Annotated in this window: 17 protein-coding genes; 9 read left to right on the top strand and 8 right to left on the bottom strand. The window is 63.3% G+C overall.

The annotated features are described in order from the left end of the window. Positions 1 to 51: 51 nt before the first annotated feature. The 3 genes from hisG to hisS are packed head-to-tail and all read right to left on the bottom strand — an operon-like array spanning position 52 to position 3,403. On the bottom strand, positions 52 to 747 hold the full coding sequence (gene hisG, locus PZL22_RS21975; protein WP_003537383.1) for an ATP phosphoribosyltransferase: 696 nt from the start codon (positions 745 to 747) through the stop codon (positions 52 to 54). Further along, positions 744 to 1,883, bottom strand: coding sequence for an ATP phosphoribosyltransferase regulatory subunit (locus PZL22_RS21970; protein ID WP_033049416.1), 1,140 nt, complete (start codon positions 1,881 to 1,883; stop codon positions 744 to 746). The genes hisG and PZL22_RS21970 overlap by 4 nt, the downstream gene beginning before the upstream one ends. Positions 1,884 to 1,888: 5 nt before the next feature. Further along, on the bottom strand, positions 1,889 to 3,403 hold the full coding sequence (gene hisS / locus PZL22_RS21965; protein ID WP_284718562.1) for a histidine--tRNA ligase: 1,515 nt from the start codon (positions 3,401 to 3,403) through the stop codon (positions 1,889 to 1,891). A 222-nt stretch (positions 3,404 to 3,625) separates the two neighbouring features. Here hisS and PZL22_RS21960 point away from each other — a divergent pair, with 222 nt between their 5' ends. The 3 genes from PZL22_RS21960 to PZL22_RS21950 all read left to right on the top strand — a co-directional run bounded on the left by PZL22_RS21960 (position 3,626) and on the right by PZL22_RS21950 (position 6,158). After that, the gene (locus PZL22_RS21960; RefSeq protein WP_003537380.1) at positions 3,626 to 4,051 is read left to right on the top strand and encodes a hypothetical protein; all 426 of its coding nucleotides are present in this window, start codon (positions 3,626 to 3,628) and stop codon (positions 4,049 to 4,051) included. 73 nt (positions 4,052 to 4,124) lie between these two features. After that, a complete protein-coding gene (copM, locus tag PZL22_RS21955) occupies positions 4,125 to 4,511 on the top strand; it encodes a CopM family metallochaperone (RefSeq protein ID WP_010968815.1) in 387 nt (128 codons plus the stop codon). Positions 4,512 to 4,700: 189 nt separating this feature from the next. Then, a complete protein-coding gene (locus PZL22_RS21950) occupies positions 4,701 to 6,158 on the top strand; it encodes an NCS1 family nucleobase:cation symporter-1 (protein WP_014529064.1) in 1,458 nt (485 codons plus the stop codon). Between the two features lie 74 nt (positions 6,159 to 6,232). Here the strand turns inward: PZL22_RS21950 and PZL22_RS21945 are convergent, their stop codons facing one another. Next, on the bottom strand, positions 6,233 to 6,868 hold the full coding sequence (locus PZL22_RS21945; protein ID WP_003527247.1) for a DNA-3-methyladenine glycosylase I: 636 nt from the start codon (positions 6,866 to 6,868) through the stop codon (positions 6,233 to 6,235). A gap of 285 nt (positions 6,869 to 7,153) precedes the next feature. Here PZL22_RS21945 and PZL22_RS21940 point away from each other — a divergent pair, with 285 nt between their 5' ends. Together PZL22_RS21940 and PZL22_RS21935 are read left to right on the top strand one after the other, a co-directional pair. Next, positions 7,154 to 7,894, top strand: a complete 741-nt coding sequence (locus PZL22_RS21940) for a L,D-transpeptidase (RefSeq protein ID WP_003527245.1) — start codon at positions 7,154 to 7,156, stop codon at positions 7,892 to 7,894. 190 nt (positions 7,895 to 8,084) lie between these two features. Then, positions 8,085 to 8,780 (top strand): L,D-transpeptidase, encoded by a 696-nt coding sequence (locus PZL22_RS21935; protein ID WP_013844076.1) that lies wholly within the window; start codon positions 8,085 to 8,087, stop codon positions 8,778 to 8,780. Between the two features lie 228 nt (positions 8,781 to 9,008). Here PZL22_RS21935 and glcF read toward each other — a convergent pair whose 3' ends face one another. From glcF to PZL22_RS21920, 3 genes are all read right to left on the bottom strand, one after another. Further along, positions 9,009 to 10,301 (bottom strand): glycolate oxidase subunit GlcF, encoded by a 1,293-nt coding sequence (gene glcF, locus PZL22_RS21930; protein WP_003527241.1) that lies wholly within the window; start codon positions 10,299 to 10,301, stop codon positions 9,009 to 9,011. 132 nt (positions 10,302 to 10,433) lie between these two features. Further along, on the bottom strand, positions 10,434 to 11,651 hold the full coding sequence (glcE, locus tag PZL22_RS21925) for a glycolate oxidase subunit GlcE (RefSeq protein ID WP_003527239.1): 1,218 nt from the start codon (positions 11,649 to 11,651) through the stop codon (positions 10,434 to 10,436). Then, positions 11,648 to 13,087, bottom strand: a complete 1,440-nt coding sequence (locus PZL22_RS21920) for an FAD-linked oxidase C-terminal domain-containing protein (protein WP_003527237.1) — start codon at positions 13,085 to 13,087, stop codon at positions 11,648 to 11,650. Before PZL22_RS21920 ends, glcE begins: the two co-directional genes overlap by 4 nt. A 199-nt stretch (positions 13,088 to 13,286) precedes the next feature. Between PZL22_RS21920 and PZL22_RS21915 the strand changes: the two genes are divergently transcribed. After that, on the top strand, positions 13,287 to 14,183 hold the full coding sequence (locus PZL22_RS21915) for a LysR family transcriptional regulator (RefSeq protein WP_015007215.1): 897 nt from the start codon (positions 13,287 to 13,289) through the stop codon (positions 14,181 to 14,183). Between the two features lies 1 nt (position 14,184). Here PZL22_RS21915 and PZL22_RS21910 read toward each other — a convergent pair whose 3' ends face one another. After that, a complete protein-coding gene (locus PZL22_RS21910; RefSeq protein ID WP_003527233.1) occupies positions 14,185 to 15,453 on the bottom strand; it encodes a DUF3422 family protein in 1,269 nt (422 codons plus the stop codon). A gap of 214 nt (positions 15,454 to 15,667) precedes the next feature. On the opposite strand from PZL22_RS21910, the gene PZL22_RS21905 reads away from it, so the two are divergent. From PZL22_RS21905 to PZL22_RS21895, 3 genes are all read left to right on the top strand, one after another. After that, positions 15,668 to 16,459 (top strand): FadR/GntR family transcriptional regulator, encoded by a 792-nt coding sequence (locus PZL22_RS21905; protein WP_187292983.1) that lies wholly within the window; start codon positions 15,668 to 15,670, stop codon positions 16,457 to 16,459. A gap of 276 nt (positions 16,460 to 16,735) precedes the next feature. Beyond that, a complete protein-coding gene (locus PZL22_RS21900; protein ID WP_003527229.1) occupies positions 16,736 to 17,242 on the top strand; it encodes an NUDIX hydrolase in 507 nt (168 codons plus the stop codon). Between the two features lie 180 nt (positions 17,243 to 17,422). Beyond that, positions 17,423 to 18,928, top strand: coding sequence for an inorganic phosphate transporter (locus PZL22_RS21895; RefSeq protein WP_003527228.1), 1,506 nt, complete (start codon positions 17,423 to 17,425; stop codon positions 18,926 to 18,928). Position 18,929 lies beyond the last annotated feature (1 nt).

The raw sequence follows: 18,929 nt of genomic DNA, 5'->3' as shown, positions 1-18,929 counted from the left end.
TGTCAGGGTCGAAGGCAAATTTGCCGGCCTTCACCTTCGCCGTCCTCGCGCTCAGAGCACGGCCCCCACGGCAGCAACGATCCGGTCGATCACGGGATTACCCGCGTGGGTGGCCTTGCGCGCCCGCACCAGGCAGGCCTCGGAGCGCAGGATCACGCCGTCCGAAAGGATCTTCAGATGGTTGGCCTTGAGCGTCGAGCCCGTCGAGGTGATGTCGACGATGATGTCGGCTGAGCCGGATGCCGGCGCGCCTTCGGTCGCTCCCAGGCTCTCGACGATGCGGTAGAGCTGGATGCCATGGCTGCCCGAGAAGAATTGCTGCGTCAGCCGCCAGTATTTGGTGGCGATCGCCAGCCGCCGGCCGTGGCGCGCGCGGAAGTCCGCGGCGACATCGCCGAGGTCGGCCATGGTGTCGACGTCATACCAGATCTCGGGAACCGCGACGACCACATCGGCGTGACCGAAGCCGAGCCGGGCGGCGAAGTCCACACGGGCATCGGCGTCCGCCAGGCCTTCGCGCACGAGGTCCTCGCCCGTGACGCCGAAATCGACCGCGCCGCTGCCGATCTCGCGGGCGATTTCCGAGGCCGACAAATAGGCGATCTCGACGTCGTCCCATCCTTCAACGCGGCCCCGATAGGACCGGTCGCTGCCGACCGCCGCAATCTTCATCCCGGCGCGTTCGAAGATCGCCGAGGCCTCATCTTTCATTCGCCCCTTGGAGGGCAGCGCAATGGTGACGGTCATTCCGCCCTCCCCGCAGCGATCGCCTGTTCTATCCGGTCGAGCCAGAGGGAAAAGCCGACGGCCGGAATATGCTCGCGGGCGCCGAGCAAGGTCAGGAGGCGGTCGAACCGGCCGCCGCCGGCGAGCACCGCCGGCGTGCCTTCGACCCCGATTTCGAAGACGAGCCCGGTGTAGTAATCAAGCGGCCGTCCGAAGGCGGCGCGGTAGCGCATCAGACCGGGATCGGCGCCGGCCCTTGCAAGCGCGGCCACGCGCGCGTCGAAAAGCGCCAGCGCATCATCGATCTTCAGGCGCGCCTTGCCGGCGAAGCGGTGGAGCGCCGCCGGAGCATCGGCGAGCGGCAGATCGAGAGCCAGGAAGGCGCGCATGACGCCGAGCGCTTCCTTGTCCAGCCGGGTGGCGGCGAGTTCGACCTTTTCCTTCAGGCGCCGCGCTATGTCGCGGGGCGAGCGGCTCGCATTGGTCGAGTAGCCGGTCGCCTTCATCGTCTCGCCGATATGGGCGACGAGCCGTTCTTCGTCCTCGAGCATGCCGAGCGCCGCGACGCGCTCGACGTCGTGACCGAAGACGCCGGGCGACTTCGGATCGGCGAGCGCCGCCAGCAGCCGTTCCAACTGCTTTTGATCGCCGAAGGCATGGATGAGGCGCTTCTGCCAGCCCCCGGGCAGGCCGCAGGCTGCAATCACCGCTTCGAACACCGACTGGTCGCCGAGCGTCACTTTCAGCCGCTCGCCCGGCAATCGGTTGGCGAGGACGAACATCGCATCGCCGACCACGCGGGCGTCGGCAGCGGCCGTATCCGGATCGCCAAGGTCTTCGATGCCCGCCTGATAGAATTCGCTCGATCCTTCGCGGCGCTGCCGGAACACCTCGCCCAGATAGGCGTATCGCTGCGGCGTGCCGGTTGCGGTCTCGATATGGCGGAGGCAGACGGGAATGGTGAACTCCGGGCGCAGGCAAAGGCTCTCGCCGGTCTCGCTCTCCGTCATGAAGATGCGCCGGCGCAGATCTTCGCCGGCCATATCGAGGAAAGGCTCCGCCGGCTGGATGACCGGCGTATCGACGCGCAGCGTGTTCCGGCGCTCGAAATCCGCAAGGAGGTCGCCGGCAAAGGCGGGAAGATTGATCAGAGGCATTGCGGTCAACCCGCCCTTTTCCGGTCCTCGGCCTGTTCCGCCAGAATTTCGCGTACTTTCGCGACGAGTTCGCCTTCCAGAACGGAAACCTGCGCGACACGCGCCTCGCGCCAGGCGACATTATCCTCGATTTCGCCCGAGAGCCGCTTGCCTTCGATCAGGTCCTTGATCTGCACGACGCCGGAGGCGCGCTCGTCACCCCCCTGGATCACGGCGAGCGGCGATCCCCGACGGTCGGCATATTTGAGCTGGTCGCCGAAGTTCTTCTTGTTGCCCTGGTACATTTCGGCGCGGATGCCGGCATGCCGAAGATCCTGCACGAAGCGCTGGTAGCGCCCCATGCTTTCGATATCGCGATCCATCACGCAAACGACAACCGGAGCGGTGACCTGTTCGGCGCCCAGCTTGCCGAGATTCTTGAGTGCGGTCATCAGCCGCGACACGCCGATCGAGAAGCCGGTCGCCGGCACCGGCTGTCCCATGAAGCGCGACACGAGGCCGTCGTAGCGGCCGCCGCCGCCGACGGAGCCGAAGACGACCTTCTCGCCCTTTTCATTGGTGACGGCGAACTGCAACTCCGCTTCGAAGACCGGGCCGGTATAATATTCGAGGCCGCGCACCACCGACGGGTCGATCTTGATGCGGTCCGCCTCGTAGCCGGCGCTGAGTACGAGACTGCGGATCGTGTTCAATTCGGTGACGCCCTCGGCGCCGCGTGCGGTTCCGGCGACGAGCGCCGCCAGTTCGTCCGCGCTCCTGGCATAGTCCGTGATCCCAACGAAGAACAGGATCTTGCCGATCTGCTCCACGTTGAGCCCGGCGCCCTTGGTGAAGTCGCCGCTCTCGTCCTTGCGCCCTTCGCCCAGCAACAGCCGCACGCCTTCCGGACCGAACTTGTCGAGCTTGTCGATGGCGCGCAGCACCGTCAGCCGCGTATTCGTCTGCTCGACTCCGCCGAGACCGATCGCCTCCAGGACGCCGTCGAGGACCTTGCGGTTGTTGACGCGGATCACGTAATCGCCGCGGGCAATGCCGAGCGCCTCCATCGTGTCGGCCATCATCATGCACATTTCGGCATCGGCCTGCACGCCGGCGGCACCGACCGTGTCGGCATCGAACTGCATGAACTGGCGGAAGCGGCCCGGGCCCGGCTTCTCGTTGCGGAAAACGTAACCGGCGCGATAGGTACGATAGGGAAGCTGGATTTCGTTGAAATTCTCGGCCACGTGACGTGCGAGAGGCGCGGTCAGATCGTAGCGCAGGCTCAGCCACTGGTCGTCGTCGTCGGTCAGCGAAAAAACGCCTTCATTCGGCCGGTCGCTGTCGGGCAGGAACTTGCCGAGCGCGTCGGCATATTCGAAGAGCGGCGTTTCCACCGGATCGAAGCCGTAGCGTTCATAGACCTCGCGGATTTTCGCGATCATCTCGTCGACGGCGCGAATGTCCGCGGCCGACCGGTCGACGAAGCCGCGCGGCAGGCGTGCCCTGAGCTTCTGCGTTTTCTTCTGTTTTTCATTCATTGAAAGCATTCCGGACTTCAAGCTTGGTCGGTGCCTTCCCTACCGGATCATGGCAGGGGCGGCAAGGGCGGCGACAAGCCGCGAGACCGCGCTTCCGGAACATTGCGGCGTTGCATGCGTTCCTGCGCCAAAGCTGCGATCACAATGCCGTGATTGTATATCTTGCCGTTTACGCGTATAAGTTACGCAGCAGATCGAGCGCGAGTTTGGGGACTGAGCGATATGCTGAACTTCATGACACCGGGATCCGGAGCCATAAAGCCTTTGAGTCCGGAGACGCACAGAGCCTGGACCCGCCGCGTCTCGCAGGCGGGCTGCCTGGTGGAGCCGTGGCGCTGCGACCTTTCCAGCGGCGCCTTCACGATAGGTTCCAAAACCGCCGCCCTCCTCGGACTGCGGCGCAATCCCTGCGGCATCATCGACCTTGTCAGGGCCTATGACAGAGGCGACCGGTCCACGATCCTGAATATTCTGGAACAGGCGACGGAAAGCTCCTCGTCCTTCTGCTTCTCGACCACCGTCCGCGGCGCAACGGGACATCCTTCCCCGCTTTATTGCATTGGCAATTCGACACTTACGGACGAGGGCGCAGAGGGTTCGCTCGAAGGCGTGTTCGCGCTACCTGAGCCTGAAAAACCGAACGCGTAACGGCGCGTGCCAATTTCCATCATCTTTGCATTCTGTCCCCCCGTCAGCGGCGGACTCGATGAAAGGAAACGATATGGTCCCCAAACGATTCATGGCTGCCCTGTTTCTCGCCGCCACATTCGCTGCTGCTCCCGCGCTCGCGCAGGAGACCGACCACGGCAGCATGCATCACGGTTCGGCAGAAAGCGGCGCGGCGGGTGACGCGTCCCCGTCGAGCAAGGCCTTCGCCGAGGCGAACGCCAAGATGCACAAGGACATGGACATCGCCTTCAGCGGCAATGCCGATCTCGATTTCGTACGCGCCATGATCGCTCACCACCAGGGAGCGATCGACATGGCGAAGGTCGAGCTCGAACACGGCAAGGACGAAGCAATCCGCAAACTCGCCGATGACATCATCAAGGCCCAGGAAGCAGAGATCAGGATGATGAAGGAATGGCTGGCCCACAATGGCGGCTAGAGCACCGTTAGGGACGTGCGCAGCCTTTTCTGTTCAAAGAAGACCGGGACGAACGTTTAACGCGACGAACGGAAAGATTTTCGCGTTTGGGCTCGGTGCCACTCGGCTCCGAGGCGGCACCGATATTGACAGTTGGCCGCAAGCTCCTCTTCCATAGGCACAGGTGCCATGACGTCAAGAGGGGAAACGATGACGATACCACCCGGTGCATCTCCACAATTGTACAACGAAGACCTCGCGCCCGCCAAAGAACGCAACTGGGGCGCATTCTCCATTTTCAACGTCTGGACATCGGACGTGCACAGCCTTTGGGGATATTATCTCGCCGCCAGCCTGTTTCTCTTCTGCGGCAGCTTCATGAACTTCCTCCTGGCCATCGGCATCGGCTCGCTCATCATCTTCTTCCTGATGCAGCTCGTCGGCGTTGCGGGCGTGCGCACCGGTGTACCATTCCCGGTCCTGGCCCGGGCGTCCTTCGGTATCTGGGGCGCGAACTTCCCGGCAATCGTCCGCGCCATCGTCGCGTGCTTCTGGTACGGTGCGCAGACGGCGGCAGCCTCGGGCGCCATCGTCGCGCTGCTTGTCCGCAATGAAAGCCTGCTTCAGTTCCACCAGTCGAGCCACATGCTCGGTCATTCCACCCTCGAACTCGTCTGCTACGTCGTCGTTTGGGGTCTTCAACTGCTGATCATCCAGAACGGCATGGAAACGGTTAGAAAATTTCAGGACTGGGCCGGTCCAGCAGTCTGGGTGATGATGCTGCTGCTTGCGATCTATCTCGTCGTCAAGGCTGGCGGCTTCTCGTTCAGCCACACGATCCCGATGGACGTGTTGCTTGAAAAGACCAAGAACGCCGGCGTGCCGGGGGTACCGGGGTCGTTCGCCGCGCTTGGCGCGGTGGCCGCGATCTGGGTCACCTATTTCTCCGCGCTCTATCTCAATTTCTGCGACTTCTCGCGCTACTGCCCGAGCGAACGTTCGCTGAAGGTCGGCAACCTCTGGGGCCTGCCGGTCAACCTCATCCTGTTCTCGCTGGTTGCCGGCGTCACAACCATCGCCGCCTTCAATGTCTATGGCGAGGTGCTGCTGCACCCCGACCAGATTTCGGCCAAGTTCGACAGCTGGTTCCTGGCGCTGCTCGCCGCGCTGACCTTCGCGGTGGCGACTCTCGGCATCAACGTCGTCGCCAACTTCGTCTCGCCCGCCTTCGACTTCGCCAACGTCTTTCCCAAGCACATCGACTTCAAGAAGGGTGGCTATATCGCGGCGCTGATCGCCCTCGCGCTCTATCCCTTCGCGCCTTGGGAAGGCGGGGCTGCGCACTTCGTCAACATGATCGGTAATACGATGGGCCCGATCTTCGGCGTCATGATGGTCGACTACTACCTCATCCGAAAGGGCCGCGTGGATGTGGAGGCGCTCTATCGCGAAGACGGCGAGTTCCGTTTCGAGAACGGCTGGCATGTCAACGCGCTGATCGCCGCCGGCATCGGGATCGTCTTCTCCTCGATCCTGCCGGGACTTACATCCGTCATGCCGGCATGGTGGGGTGTCTACGGCTGGTTCTTCGGCGTCGCCATAGCCGGTGCGATATACTACGCGCTCCGCTCCTTCAAATCGGCCAGGCCATACCCGGCCCAACCCTGATGGTTTAATTTCTATCAGAGAACATCGCCCTCTCCATCGAATGGGGAGGGCGATGTCCTTACCGGATGCGGCAATCAGGCCGCCGGACGTGCGAAGCGCCGGCGCAGGTCCTCTATCGGCGCGCGGCAGAAGCAGCCCTCGATATGGTCGTTGACGAGGCCCATCGCCTGCATGAAGGCATAGACCGTCGTCGGGCCGACAAAGGTCCAGCCGCGCTTCTTCAGATCCTTCGAGATCCGCACCGAGGCCGGCGTCGTCGGATTGGCGATGAGTGTCTCGAAGTCGACGGTCTTCGGACGCTCGCTTGCATCGGGCTCATGCGACCAGAAATAGGCCGCCAGTGAACCGAATTCCGCACGCAGTTCCTTTGCGCGGCGGGCATTGTTGATGGTCGAGACGATCTTGCCGCGATGGCGGACGATGCCGGCATCGGCGAGGCAACGCTCGACGTCCTCCTCGCCGAACTCCGCGACCTTGTCGAAATCGAAGCCCGAAAATGCGGCGCGAAACGCATCACGCTTTCTCAGGATCGTCAGCCAGGAGAGGCCCGACTGAAAGCCTTCGAGGCAGATCTTTTCGAACAACCTGTGATCGTCGGCGACCGGCCGGCCCCATTCTTCGTCGTGATAGCGGCGGTAATCCTCCAGATTGCCGTGCCAGGCACAGCGATCAAAACCGTCGTCCCCCGTAATCAAGCCCCTGGCTGCCATTTCGCCTCTCTCCATCGTTTCTCTTTTGTTCCGTTTACCATTTGCAAACCACATCGATAAAGAGGCGAATAACCCTACCCAAAGCTTTATTGCCGCGGCCGCCCTTCAGCGCGGCGCCGTTTACCGTTCGGTTGCGGACAGGTGAGAGCATCGCGCCATTGCCGGAGCACTGGAACGCGCATGCGATTTCCCGAGCTCCGCCCCACTGAATTGAACGAAAGGCCTGGGCGGGACAACTCACCCGGGCTCCTCCAGATTGTTCCGGCCAAGTAGCGAGTCCGTCCGATGCTCAAGAAATCCCTTTGTCTTGCCGCATGCTTATTCTCGATCCTTTCCGGGGTGGCAGGCGCGCAGGACCGTTATCAAAACCGTCCGCCCGTCATCGTCAGCCCGGATCTGACCGCCCCCTGGGTGATGCAGCTGACGGGCGAGCGCGTGGTCTATCGCCAGCAGGTTCCCACGACCACCCGAAAGCGGCTTGAGCGGCGCGAGCTCAGCCGCCGCCCCGCCAACGCAGCCGTTCAGCCAGCCTCGATCGCGCGCAGGCAGAAGCCTGCAAAGTCGCAAATCGATCCGCAGTTCCTCCCGCAGATGATCGCTTACGAGACGAAGGAGAAGCCCGGGACCATCGTCATCGACACCAACAACCGCTTTCTCTATCTCGTCACCGGCAACGGCGAGGCGCGGCGCTACGGCGTCGGCGTCGGCAAGCCGGGCTTCGAATGGGCCGGAGAGCACAGGATCACGCGCAAGGCCGAGTGGCCCAACTGGACGCCGCCGCAGGAAATGATCGCGCGCGAGGCAGCCCGGGGTCACTATCTGCCAGCCCGGATGGACGGCGGCCCGGAGAATCCGCTCGGCGCTCGCGCCATGTATCTAGGCTCGACGCTCTATCGCATCCACGGCACCAACGCACCCTGGACGATCGGCTACGGCGTTTCCTCCGGCTGTATCCGCATGCGCAACGAGGATGTGGTCGATCTTTATGAGAGGGTGAAGGTCGGCACAAAAGTCATCGTGATATAGCGACTATGGATGCACAATACTTCTTCCGCGTTTTCTCTCTTCAACTCCCAAAAACGTGGTTTTGAAGCAACAGATGTTCCCTCAGATACAAGTCTTACCGAAATCGCCGCACTATAGAATGTATCGCGGGCGTCCACTTGCGGTTAAATCGCATGGCTTGCTTGCAACGAGGGTTCAGAGGGAATCGTAAATGAGACGTCATGTCACGGGGATGGCCGCGCTTGCAGTCGCGGCCGCTGCTCTTCTTATTTCCGCAAACGCTTCGGCATTCAGCCCGGCCGATATTGCCGGCGCGGGCGTAAAGCGTTCCGACATCATTCAGGTCGCCAAGCAGAAGAAGCCACCTCAGAGATATTGGCGCACCAAGGTGCGCTTCCGCACGGACGAGGCCCCCGGCACCATCATCGTCGACACCAACAGCAAGTATCTCTATTACATCGATGGCCCGAACCGGGCGACGCGCTACGGCATCGGCGTCGGCCGCGACGGCTTCGGCTGGTCCGGTGTCGTCAAGGTTGGCCGAAAGGCCGAGTGGCCGAGCTGGACGCCGCCGGCCGAGATGCGTGTGCGAGAAAGAGCGAAGGGCCGGATCCTGCCCATCACCCAGCCCGGAGGCATCGACAATCCCCTCGGCGCCCGCGCGCTCTATCTCTACAAGGGCGGCCGCGACACGATCTTCCGTATCCACGGAACCAACCAGCCCTGGACCATCGGTCAGAACATGTCCTCGGGCTGCATCCGGATGATGAACGAGGATGTCGAACACCTCTATGAGCGCGCCGGCATCGGCACGAAAGTCGTCGTCATCGGCCCCGGCAGCAAGCCCGGCGACACCTATTTCGACGATCGCGGCGTCGACATTTTCCGTACGATTTTCGGCGGTTGACGGCCGGAAGGGAGGGCCGTACCGGCAGGATTCCTTCGACGTCCGGTTTACGCCCCTCATCCCGCTGCCGCGACCTTCTCCCCGTCTGACGGGGAGAAGGAACAAGTGGCTGCGCTAGCAATTCTCCCGCACCGATGAGGAGGTAGAGCGCGCAGCGAGTCCCTTCGCACCGCTTGCGGGGAGAAGGTGCCGGCAGGCGGATGAGGGGGCCTGCTCACCCCCTGACTGTCACAACCCCGCCGGCTTCGGTCCGCCATAGGCCCAGTCGAGCAGCTCAACCGTGTGCAGGATCGGTATCTCCGTGCCGCTGGCGATCTGCGTGATGCAGCCGATATTCCCGGTGGCGATCACTTCAGGCTTGGTCGCCTCTATATTTCTGACCTTCCGCGCCTTCAGCTTCGCCGAGATCTCAGGCTGCAGGATGTTGTAGGTTCCGGCCGAACCGCAACAGAGATGCCCCTCCGCCGGCTCGCGAACCGAAAAGCCCGCCCGTTTCAGGAGCTGCTTCGGTGCCGAGGTGATTTTCTGTCCATGCTGCATCGAGCAAGCGGAGTGGTAGGCAACGGTGAGATTCCGTGCCCCCTGCTCCGGCAGGTCGAGGGTCGCGAGATATTCGGTGACGTCCTTGGCCAGCGCGGAAACCCTCGCAGCCTTTTCCGCATATGCCGGATCTAGTCGCAGCATATGACCGTAATCCTTGATCGTCGTGCCGCAGCCGGATGCGGTAATGATGATGGCGTCGAGCCCATCCTCCTCCGCCGCCTTCAGCCAGACATCGATGTTGTGCCGGGCAGCCTGCAGTGCCTGCTCGTCCCGTCCCATGTGATGGACGAGCGCCCCGCAACAGCCCTCTCCCGCCGAAACGACCACCTCGACCCCCTGGCCCGTGAGCAGACGGATGGTCGCATCGTTGATTTCCGGCCGCAGCACCGGCTGCGCGCAGCCGGTCAGAAGCGCAACGCGGGCGCGCGGCGTGCCCTTTGCCGCGTAGACAGCCGGTTTTGCCCCACGCGCTGCCGGCAGCGCGCTCGGCGCCAGATCGAGCATGACGCCGAAGGTCCTGAGGAAGGGAACCCTCTTCAGCAATCCGGCGAGCGGGCGCGCAAGACCGGCAGCCCCGAGCGCCAGCCGGAACCGTGACGGATAAGGAAGAGTGGCGGCAATGACGGAGCGGGCGAGCCGGTCCTTGAAAGGCCGCTTATAGGTCTTCTCGATATGGGCACGGGCGTGGTCGACGAGATGCATGTAGTCGACGCCCGAAGGACAGGTGGTGAGGCATGAAAGACACGAGAGACAGCGGTCGATATGGGTGACGGTCTCGCTGTCTGCCGCACGGCCGTTTTCGAGCATGTCCTTGATCAGGTAGATTCGCCCGCGCGGACTGTCGAGTTCGTCGCCGAGGACCACATAGGTCGGACAGGTGGCCGTGCAGAAACCGCAATGCACGCATTTGCGCAGGATCGTTTCGGATTCGGCGACATGCGGGTCGGCGAGCTGCTCAGGGGAGAAGTTGGTCTGCAACCGAGTACTCCATGTGGCCTTGCGGCCTTTGGATCACTTTGATCTCCGTCGGGCTGGCCGGAAATCGCATGATCGATTCTCTTCGTCTTAGGCCGATCTTTTAGACCGCACGATGGCGAAAGGCTGCTTCGCCTAGTTCTGGACCAACGCTGCTGCGCGCCCCGGATTGAATATGCCCGACGGGTCGAATTGGGCGCGGATGCGTTCCGACAATCGTGCCACGGCCGGGGGCTGCGGTTCAAAGGCCGGAATGCGGCCGCGCGCCTCCTCGCCGGCACGCAGAAGCGCCGCATGTCCGCCACCGACCGCGCCGATATAGCGGCGGAGCAGTTCCGCCTCCGGGTCTGCCTCCATGCGCAGCCACACCAGACCGCCCTGCCAGTCGTAGAAGGCATCGACGCCGGTCTGCAGGCGCAATGCGGCGACGAGCTGATGGCCCGCGGAAGGGGCGACCGATATGCGCCACAAAGGCCGTCTGGTGCCGTCGGCATAGGGCTTTACGTCGCGGATTTCCGCCCACAGGGTTCTTGTCTGCGCCTCGTCGAGCTGCGATATCCGCCCGAAGCGCGATAGTTTTTCGCCAAGCTTCTCCGCCCGAATGGCAACGGATGCCGCGAGGCCTTCGAGGCGCAGCACCGTTGCGGCGCCATCCGGCAATGCACCGTCGAGAAAGCGGCTTCGCACGCTTTCCGGCAGATGCGACGCACCCGAAACCTCCACCGGCTGCGCCATGGCCTCGGCCATCACCGCGGCGGCTTCCGCATCGTTCAGGCCGGAGACGACGACGGTCGCTGCCGCCGGCGGCAGTGGCAGGACCTTGAAGGTGACTTCGGTCAGAATGCCGAGCGTGCCGTAGGACCCCGCCATGAGCTTGACGAGATCGAGCCCCGTCACGTTCTTCATCACCCGGCCGCCGGCCTTGATGAGTTCTCCCCGGCCGTTGACGAAACGCACCCCGAGCAGGCTGTCGCGAGCGGCGCCGGCGACGTAGCGGCGAGGCCCGGAGACATTGGCGGCGAAGACCCCGCCGATCGTCGGTTCGCCCGTCGTTGCGAAAATCGGCCGATGGTCCATGGGTTCGAAGGAGAGCATCTGGCCCTTGGCGTGCAGTGCCGACTCGACCTCGGCGAGCGGCGTTCCGGCAAGCGCACTCATGGTCATCTCGGCCGGGTCATAGGTGACGATGCCAGAAAGGCGCCTGGTCGAGAGGGCTCTGTCCGCACGCACGGGATTGCCGAGACCTGCGCGCGTGCCGCCGCCGACCACGGCGAGCGTGACTCGTTCGGCCGCCGCGGAACGCACGACGGACGCGATCCCCTCCTCGCTTGCCGGTTCGAAATGGACGATCATGCCGCGGGCCGTCCTTCGAGCGGAAAAACCTTCGACGGGTTCATAAGCCATTGCGGATCGAAGGCGGCGCGCGCCGCCATCTGCTGGCCGAGATCGGCCCTGCTGTACTGGTGCAGCATCAGATCGCGTTTCTCGATGCCGACGCCGTGTTCCCCGGTCAGGCAGCCGCCCGCCTCGACGCAGAGCTTCAGTATGTCGTTGCCGGCAGCTTCCGCGCGGGCAGCTTCTTCCGGATCGTTGATGTTGTAGAGGATCAGCGGATGCATGTTGCCGTCGCCGGCATGGAAGACATTCGCCACCCGCAGACCGTAGCCGGCGACGATCTCCCCGGTCCGGCGCAAGACGTGGGAGAGCTGGCTCAGCGGCACCGTCCCATCCATGCAGATATAGTCGGCAATCCGGCCGGTTGCGCCGAAGGCAGACTTACGCCCCTTCCAGATCAGTGCCGCTTCCAGAGCCGACTGCGATTCCCTGATCGTCATCACGCCGTGGCGGCGGGCGATCTCGATGATGCCGGCGAGCGTCGCATCCATCTCAGCCTCGGAGCCTTCCACTTCGACGATCAGCAATGCTTCGACGTCGAGCGGATAGCCGGCCTGGGCAAAGGCCTCGCAGATCTCGATCGCCGGCCTGTCCATGAATTCGATTGCGACGGGGATGATGCCCGATCCGATGATATCGGCGACGCAGCTGCCGGCGGACTCGGAAGAGGCAAATCCGAAGAGCACGGGCCGCGCACCTTCGGGCTTCGCAATCAGCCGCACCGTCGCTTCCGTGACGATGCCGAGCTGCCCCTCCGAACCGCAGACGAGCCCAAGCAGGTCGTATCCCGGCGCGTCCAGCGCCTTGCCGCCGAGTTCGATCACGGTGCCGTCGAAAAGCACCATCTTGACGCCCAGAAGGTTGTTGGTCGTAACCCCGTACTTCAGGCAGTGCGCGCCGCCGGAATTCATCCCGATGTTCCCGCCAATGGTGCAGGCGAGCTGCGAACTCGGATCCGGCGCATAGAAGAAGCCGTCGGCCGAAACCGCATCGGAAATATTGAGATTGGTCACGCCCGCCTGAACCGTCGCCGTGCGGTTGAACAGGTCGATATCCAGGATGCGCGACATCTTCGACAGACCGACGACGATCGCGTCCTCCTGAGGAATGGCGCCGCCGGAGAGCGAGGTGCCGGCGCCCCGCGGCACGATCGGAATGCCGTAGCGGCTGCAATATTTGAGCACCGCGGCCACGTGCTCCGTCGTCTCGGGAAGAACGACCGCGAGCGGCATCCGCCGATAGGCGATAAACGCATCCGTCTCGAAGGGCTTGAGGCCGCGCTCGTCGCTGATGAGGCCGCCTTCCGGCAACAGATCGGCAAGATCGGCGACGATTTCCCGCCGACGGTCGAGGACGGCCTGCCTTGGCTTCAGAAAGCCTATCGTCTCCGGCATGAGCGCCTCCCATTCACAGCAAAGTGGTATTTTTTGCTTACCACTAATGCATGTCGCCCAAAAGTGTGCAGCGGATCTGAGACAAGGACATACACAAACAATGACCTCAGTGCGTCCCGCTCAAACCTTTTATAGAGGTGGACGGACACCCGGCAAATGTTAATGATCTTTTCGCCTCTGGAAACAATGATCAGGATTGATGACGAATCTAGGCGATCTCGAAATTTTCGCGCGGGTGGTGTCGACCGGCAGCATGTCGGCGGCGGGACGCGCGCTCGGCTTTTCCGCAGCCGTGATTTCCAAACGCATCAAGCGGCTCGAAGACAGGTTGGGCACGCGGCTCCTGCAGCGCACGACGCGGCAGATTTCGCTGACGGAGGCCGGCCAGGGTTTCTATGACCGGGTTCTCGGCATTCTCGCCGGCCTCGAGGAGGCGGAGGCCTATGCCTCCGGCCGCTCCTCCCAGGTCCAGGGGACGCTGCGCATTTCCGCGCCGACCTCCTTCGGCCGCATGCACATCGCGCCGCATCTGACCGGTTTCATGAAGGACCATCCCGACCTGAAGCTGCACATCGTGCTGACCGACGATTTCACCGACATCGTCGCAGAAGGCTTCGACCTCGCCATCCGAATAGGCGAACTCAGCGATTCGAGCCTCGTCGCCCGCAAGCTCGCGCCGGTGCGCCGGCTTCTCTGCGCAGCGCCGAGCTATGTCGCCCGTCATGGCGCGCCGACGGAGATCGGCGAACTCGCGAAGCACATCTGCCTTCCGGCGCACAACAACGACAACTGGAAGCTGGAGGGGCCCGACGGCAGCCTCTCCTATCGGCCGGAGGGACCGCTCGTCACCAACTCGTCGGAAATCATCCGCGAAGCGGTGATTGCCGGTGCCGGCATCGCGCTGCGCTCCACCTGGGACATCGGCAGGGAACTTCGGGAGGGGCGACTGGTTCAGGTGCTGCCGCAATGGGAAGGATCGCACAAGCTGACGCTTTCGGCGGTCTATCCGAGCCGGCAATTCCTGCCGGCCAAGGTTCGGCAGTTCATCGACTATCTCGCCGCACTCTACGGGCCGGTGCCCTACTGGGAGCAATAGTCTATCCGTGCTCGTCGTGATGCCGGCGAATGCGCCGCACCACCAGCCAGACCCCGGCGACCGCGAAGGGAACGGCGAGGCCCGTCAGGAGACCTGGATCGACGGGTATTTCATGACTGACGGCCTTGGCGAGATAGCCGAAGAGCCCGACGACATAATAGGAGATCGCCGCCACCGACAGTCCTTCGACGGTCTGCTGCAGGCGCAATTGCAGCTTGGCGCGGCGATCCATCGAATTCAACAGGGCGCTGTTCTGCCGTTCCAGCTCGACGTCGATCCAGCTTCTCAGGAGAGCCGTAGCGCGGGCGAGCTTGCGCGAAAGGTTCGCCTGCCGCTCCTCGACCGACTGACAGGTGCGCATTGCCGGCGCCAGCCTGCGCTCGAGGAAGGTGCCGATCGTCTCGTAACCGGGCACCGGCGTCTCGGAAAGCGTGCGGATGCGTTCCTGGACAATGCCGTAATAGGCGCGGCTGGCGCCGAAGCGATAAAGGCTGAGGGCGGCACCCGCTTCGAGATCGGCGGCAAGGCGGGTGATCTCCGCCAGCATCTCGTCAGCCTCCTCGCGGACGTTCTCCTTCATGCGCTGCGTCACCGCCGTCAGGCCGTCCTCGGTGCGGCGGATCTCCGGCGACAGCGATTGGGCAAGCGGCAGGCCGAGGATGGCGAGCGTGCGGTAGGTCTCGATGTCGAGCAGGCGCTGCACCAGGGCGCCTGTTCCCGCCTCCGTCATGCCGCGATCGATAACGAGCACCTGGGTCAGTCCGTCGCCGTTCTGGCGAAAGTCGGTCACGAGCACCGCCTGGCCATTCTTGGTCTCGCTGTAACAGAGGCTCGTGGGATCGAAGGCGCTGATGGCCTCGCGGGTGTCCGGCGTATCGGGACGGATTTCCAGACGAATTCCGGAAATCAGCGAGCCCGGGGGCGAAAAACCGTCGCCGAACGGATGGATCGGCACCTCACCGCCGAAGCTTTCCGGCGCGGGCGCGTCCCAGAAATAGGTGGAGAATTCCGTGTGCCGCTCCCAGCGCAGCGTTCCCTGCCCCCAGGGGATCGCGTGGTGATTGGCGTCGCGACCGGGCGGGGCGATGCCGCGCGAGCGCGACAACTCGGACATCACGGCGTGATCGACGATCGACCCGCCCTCCGTCATGAAGGCGAGTTGAAAGATGACGCGCGGAGTCGTCACCAGCGCATAGGGCCGTGAATGGACCTCGCCGAGCGCCTGGGCGCGCAAGGGCGCCACCGGAAATGCAAAACTGCCCTTTGGCATGAAGCGCTTCTTCCCCCTCACGCGTTCATCATCACCTTCTTATCAACGGATAAGGTAAAAAGAACAGGGCGCTTTGACGCAGTTCGATCTTTGTCAACACCCGCAGAGTGGACAATCAATTTGACCACTTGATAGGCCCTGTTAGATTGCCGAATGGAAGCGGAGGCCGGCGAAACCTGTGCACAATGCCCTTGGCGCTCCCGGAGACGTGGCCGTGACCGAAAACCAGGACGACCTCTATGCCCGCATCAGCCATAGCCGGACGGCCGACGAGGTCGTGCAGCAGATCGAGCTTCTGATCCTCGAGGGCGTGTTGCGCGACGGCGATCGCTTGCCGGGCGAGCGAGAACTCTCCAGGCGCTTCGACGTGTCGCGGCCGATCCTGCGTGAGGCGCTCAAGGAGTTGGAGGCGCGCGGTCTCGTCGAGAGCCGGCATGGCGGCGGCACGTTCGTCGCCGACGTGGTCGGCCAGATCTTTTCCAAACCCCTGATCGAGCTCATCGGACGCCACCACAAGGCGACGCAGGACTATCTCGAATACCGGCGCGAACTCGAAGGCTTGACGGCGGAACTGGCGGCGACCCGCGCAACCGACTTCGACCGCGACATTCTTACCCGCGTCATCGAGCGCATGCGCTCCGCGCACAAGAGCGGCAATTTCGCCGAAGAGCTCGAAGCCGATATCGAACTGCACAATGCTATCGGCGAAAGCGCTCATAATATCATCCTGCTTCACACCCTCAGGGCCTGTTACAGGCTGCTGACCCAAGGCATCTTCTTCCACCGCAATTCCGTCTTCGGCGCGCCCGGCGCGCGCGACCAGCTTCTTGCGCAGCATGAGGCGATCTATGCGGCGATCATGGTCGGCGATCCACAAACCGCTAAGACAGCCGCGCAGAGCCACATCGATTTCGTCGCCACGGCAGCGCGCGAGGCCGAGCGCAGCGGAGAGTGGGTGCGCATTGCCCGTCTGCGCCTGCAGCAGCGCGATCGCTCCGGTTCCTGACCCGTCGCGCGCGACAAGCGCTAAAGTACGGATGGCGAGTGCCCCTTGGTAAAATTCCCGCCGATTTCCTACATATGGTCGTATGGGGCAGTGGTTCTGTCGGAACCGCGACTCCGCGCTTTGCGTTAGTTGGCTAATATATGGGTCCCGAAAAGGAAGAGCATGAATCCGAATGAATGCGGCGTGTTTTGACGAACGCATTTACAGCGGCATGCGACGGTTCATACTCGGGTCGCGCAGCGGCAACCACTGATTCGTTGAGGAGTATCGGGAATCTTGAACTTTCTGCACCGGCTCGCTTCTGATGTGCAACTCATGCTGCGTCGCCCGGCGCGAATGCAGTATGCGGCGCTGTGCTATCGGCTTGCCAGGAAGACGAATGCGCTGGAAATCCTGGTGATCACCAGCCGCGACACCGGCCGGTGGGTCATCCCCAAGGGGTGGCCGATGCAGGGCAAGCAGGCGCACGAGGTCGCCGAGCGCGAGGCCTATGAGGAGGCCGGGGTGAAGGGCAAGGTGCAAAGGGCCGCCATCGGCGCCTACGTTTATCAGAAGCGGAAGGATCACGGCCTCGAGATCTCCTGCAAGGTGCAGGTGCATGCGCTCGAAGTTGAGGATTTTTGCAAGAACTTCCCGGAGAAAGGCAGCAGGCGGCTGGAGTGGGTCGACTATCGTGAGGCGGCAAAGCGCGTTGCAGAGCCTTCGCTGAAAGAGCTTATCCTCGATTTCGGCAAACGCGTCGACCCCGACCCGGAGCAGCGGCCGAAGGCCTCCAGCAACTGACGGCGAGGCGGAAGCCCACGGCATCTTCACCGGCGACTGGTCGAACACGCAAGGTCGCCGCAGGCTTCGACATGCCGGATCGGGTAATGCCCCGGCCCACCCTTCGCCCCCCTCTTCAATTCCTCTTGAATACGCCCGTTTGTGCCGCTACTGGCGAATATTAAAGTTGGAGAACAGCCATTGGCCAAGCCGCGACCGCGCCTCGAAAAGCTGACGCTCGACAAGGATCTCGACAAGTTCAGCCTTGCCGAGGAAGCGTCGCATCACGTCATGCGCAGGTTGGCTGCTCCCGGGCTTGCCGCTCTCTTCCTGATCCTCAGCATGGGCTTCGCGGCGAGCTATTTCACGGGCGCCTCCGGTGCGGCCGTGGTGGTGGCGGCTGCGGCGGTCGCGGGCTACATGGCGATGAACATCGGCGCCAACGACGTCACCAACAACGTCGGAGCGGCGGTCGGTGCAAAAGCGATATCGATGCCCGTGGCGCTGGGGATTGCGGCGGTGTTCGAGATCGCCGGAGCGCTGATCGCCGGCCGTAAGGTCACGCTGACCATCGAGGCCGGGATCATCGACGGCACGCAGCTGGTCGGCGCCGAGGGGCTGGTCTGGGTGATGCTGTCGGCGCTTATCTCATCGGCGATCTGGATCAATATCGCGACCTATTCGCGTGCGCCCGTTTCGACGACGCATTCGCTCATCGGCGGCATTATCGGCGCAGGTGTCGCCGCCGCCGGGCTTTCCAGCGTCAAGTGGTGGGCGATCGCCGGCATCACGGCGAGCTGGACGATTTCGCCCGTGCTCGGCGGGGTCATTGCCGCACTCTTCCTCGCCTTCCTCAAGGAGTTCGTCATCTACCGCGATGACAAGATCTCGGCCGCCCGGCGCTGGATGCCTGTCGTCCTCGGCGTCACCGCCGGTTCGTTCACGGCCTATGTCGCGGTCTTTGCCATCGATCATCTGGCTTTTGTCCCGCTTCCGACCGGCCTGTCGATCGGCGGGCTGGCCGGGATCGCTTGCTACATAGTGTCGAAGCCGTGGATCCACCGCCAGTCGGAAGGTCTCGAAAACCGCAACCAGTCGCTTCGCAAGCTGTTCCGCCTGCCGCTCATCTTCTCGGCCGCCCTGCTGTCCTTCGCCCATGGCGCAAACGACGTATCGAACGCGATCGGCCCGCTGTCGGCGATCGTCTCGGCCGTCGACGGCGTGATCTCGAGCGCGGATTCGGAGGCCCCCTTCTGGGTACTCCTCATCGGCGCACTCGGCATCTCGGTGGGTCTTCTGCTCTACGGTCCGCTGCTGATCCGTGTCGTCGGCGAGGAGATCACGCGCCTCAATCCGATGCGCGCCTTCTGCGTGGCGCTTGCGACCGCCGTGACGGTTCTGCTTGCCTCGGCTCTCGGCCTGCCGATCAGTTCCACCCACACGGCGGTGGGCGCCGTCTTCGGCGTCGGCTTCTTTCGCGAGTGGTACACGCGCCACTCGCAACGGCGGCTCGAATATGTCCGGCGCAAGACGGGCCAGACCGAATTCATGGAAAAGGGCGAGACGAATTTTGCGGAAGTGCGTCGCCGGCGCCTGGTGCGGCGCTCCCACTTCCTGACGATCGTCGCCGCCTGGGTCATCACGGTTCCCGTGTCGGCGCTGCTCTCGGCCTTCCTCTATCTCGTCCTCTCCGGCCTGTTTCTCTAGA

The organism is Ensifer meliloti, assembly GCF_030064585.1.
Classification (GTDB): Bacteria; Pseudomonadota; Alphaproteobacteria; order Rhizobiales; family Rhizobiaceae; genus Sinorhizobium; species Sinorhizobium meliloti.
This window is presented reverse-complemented; position numbering and strand designations above follow the sequence as displayed.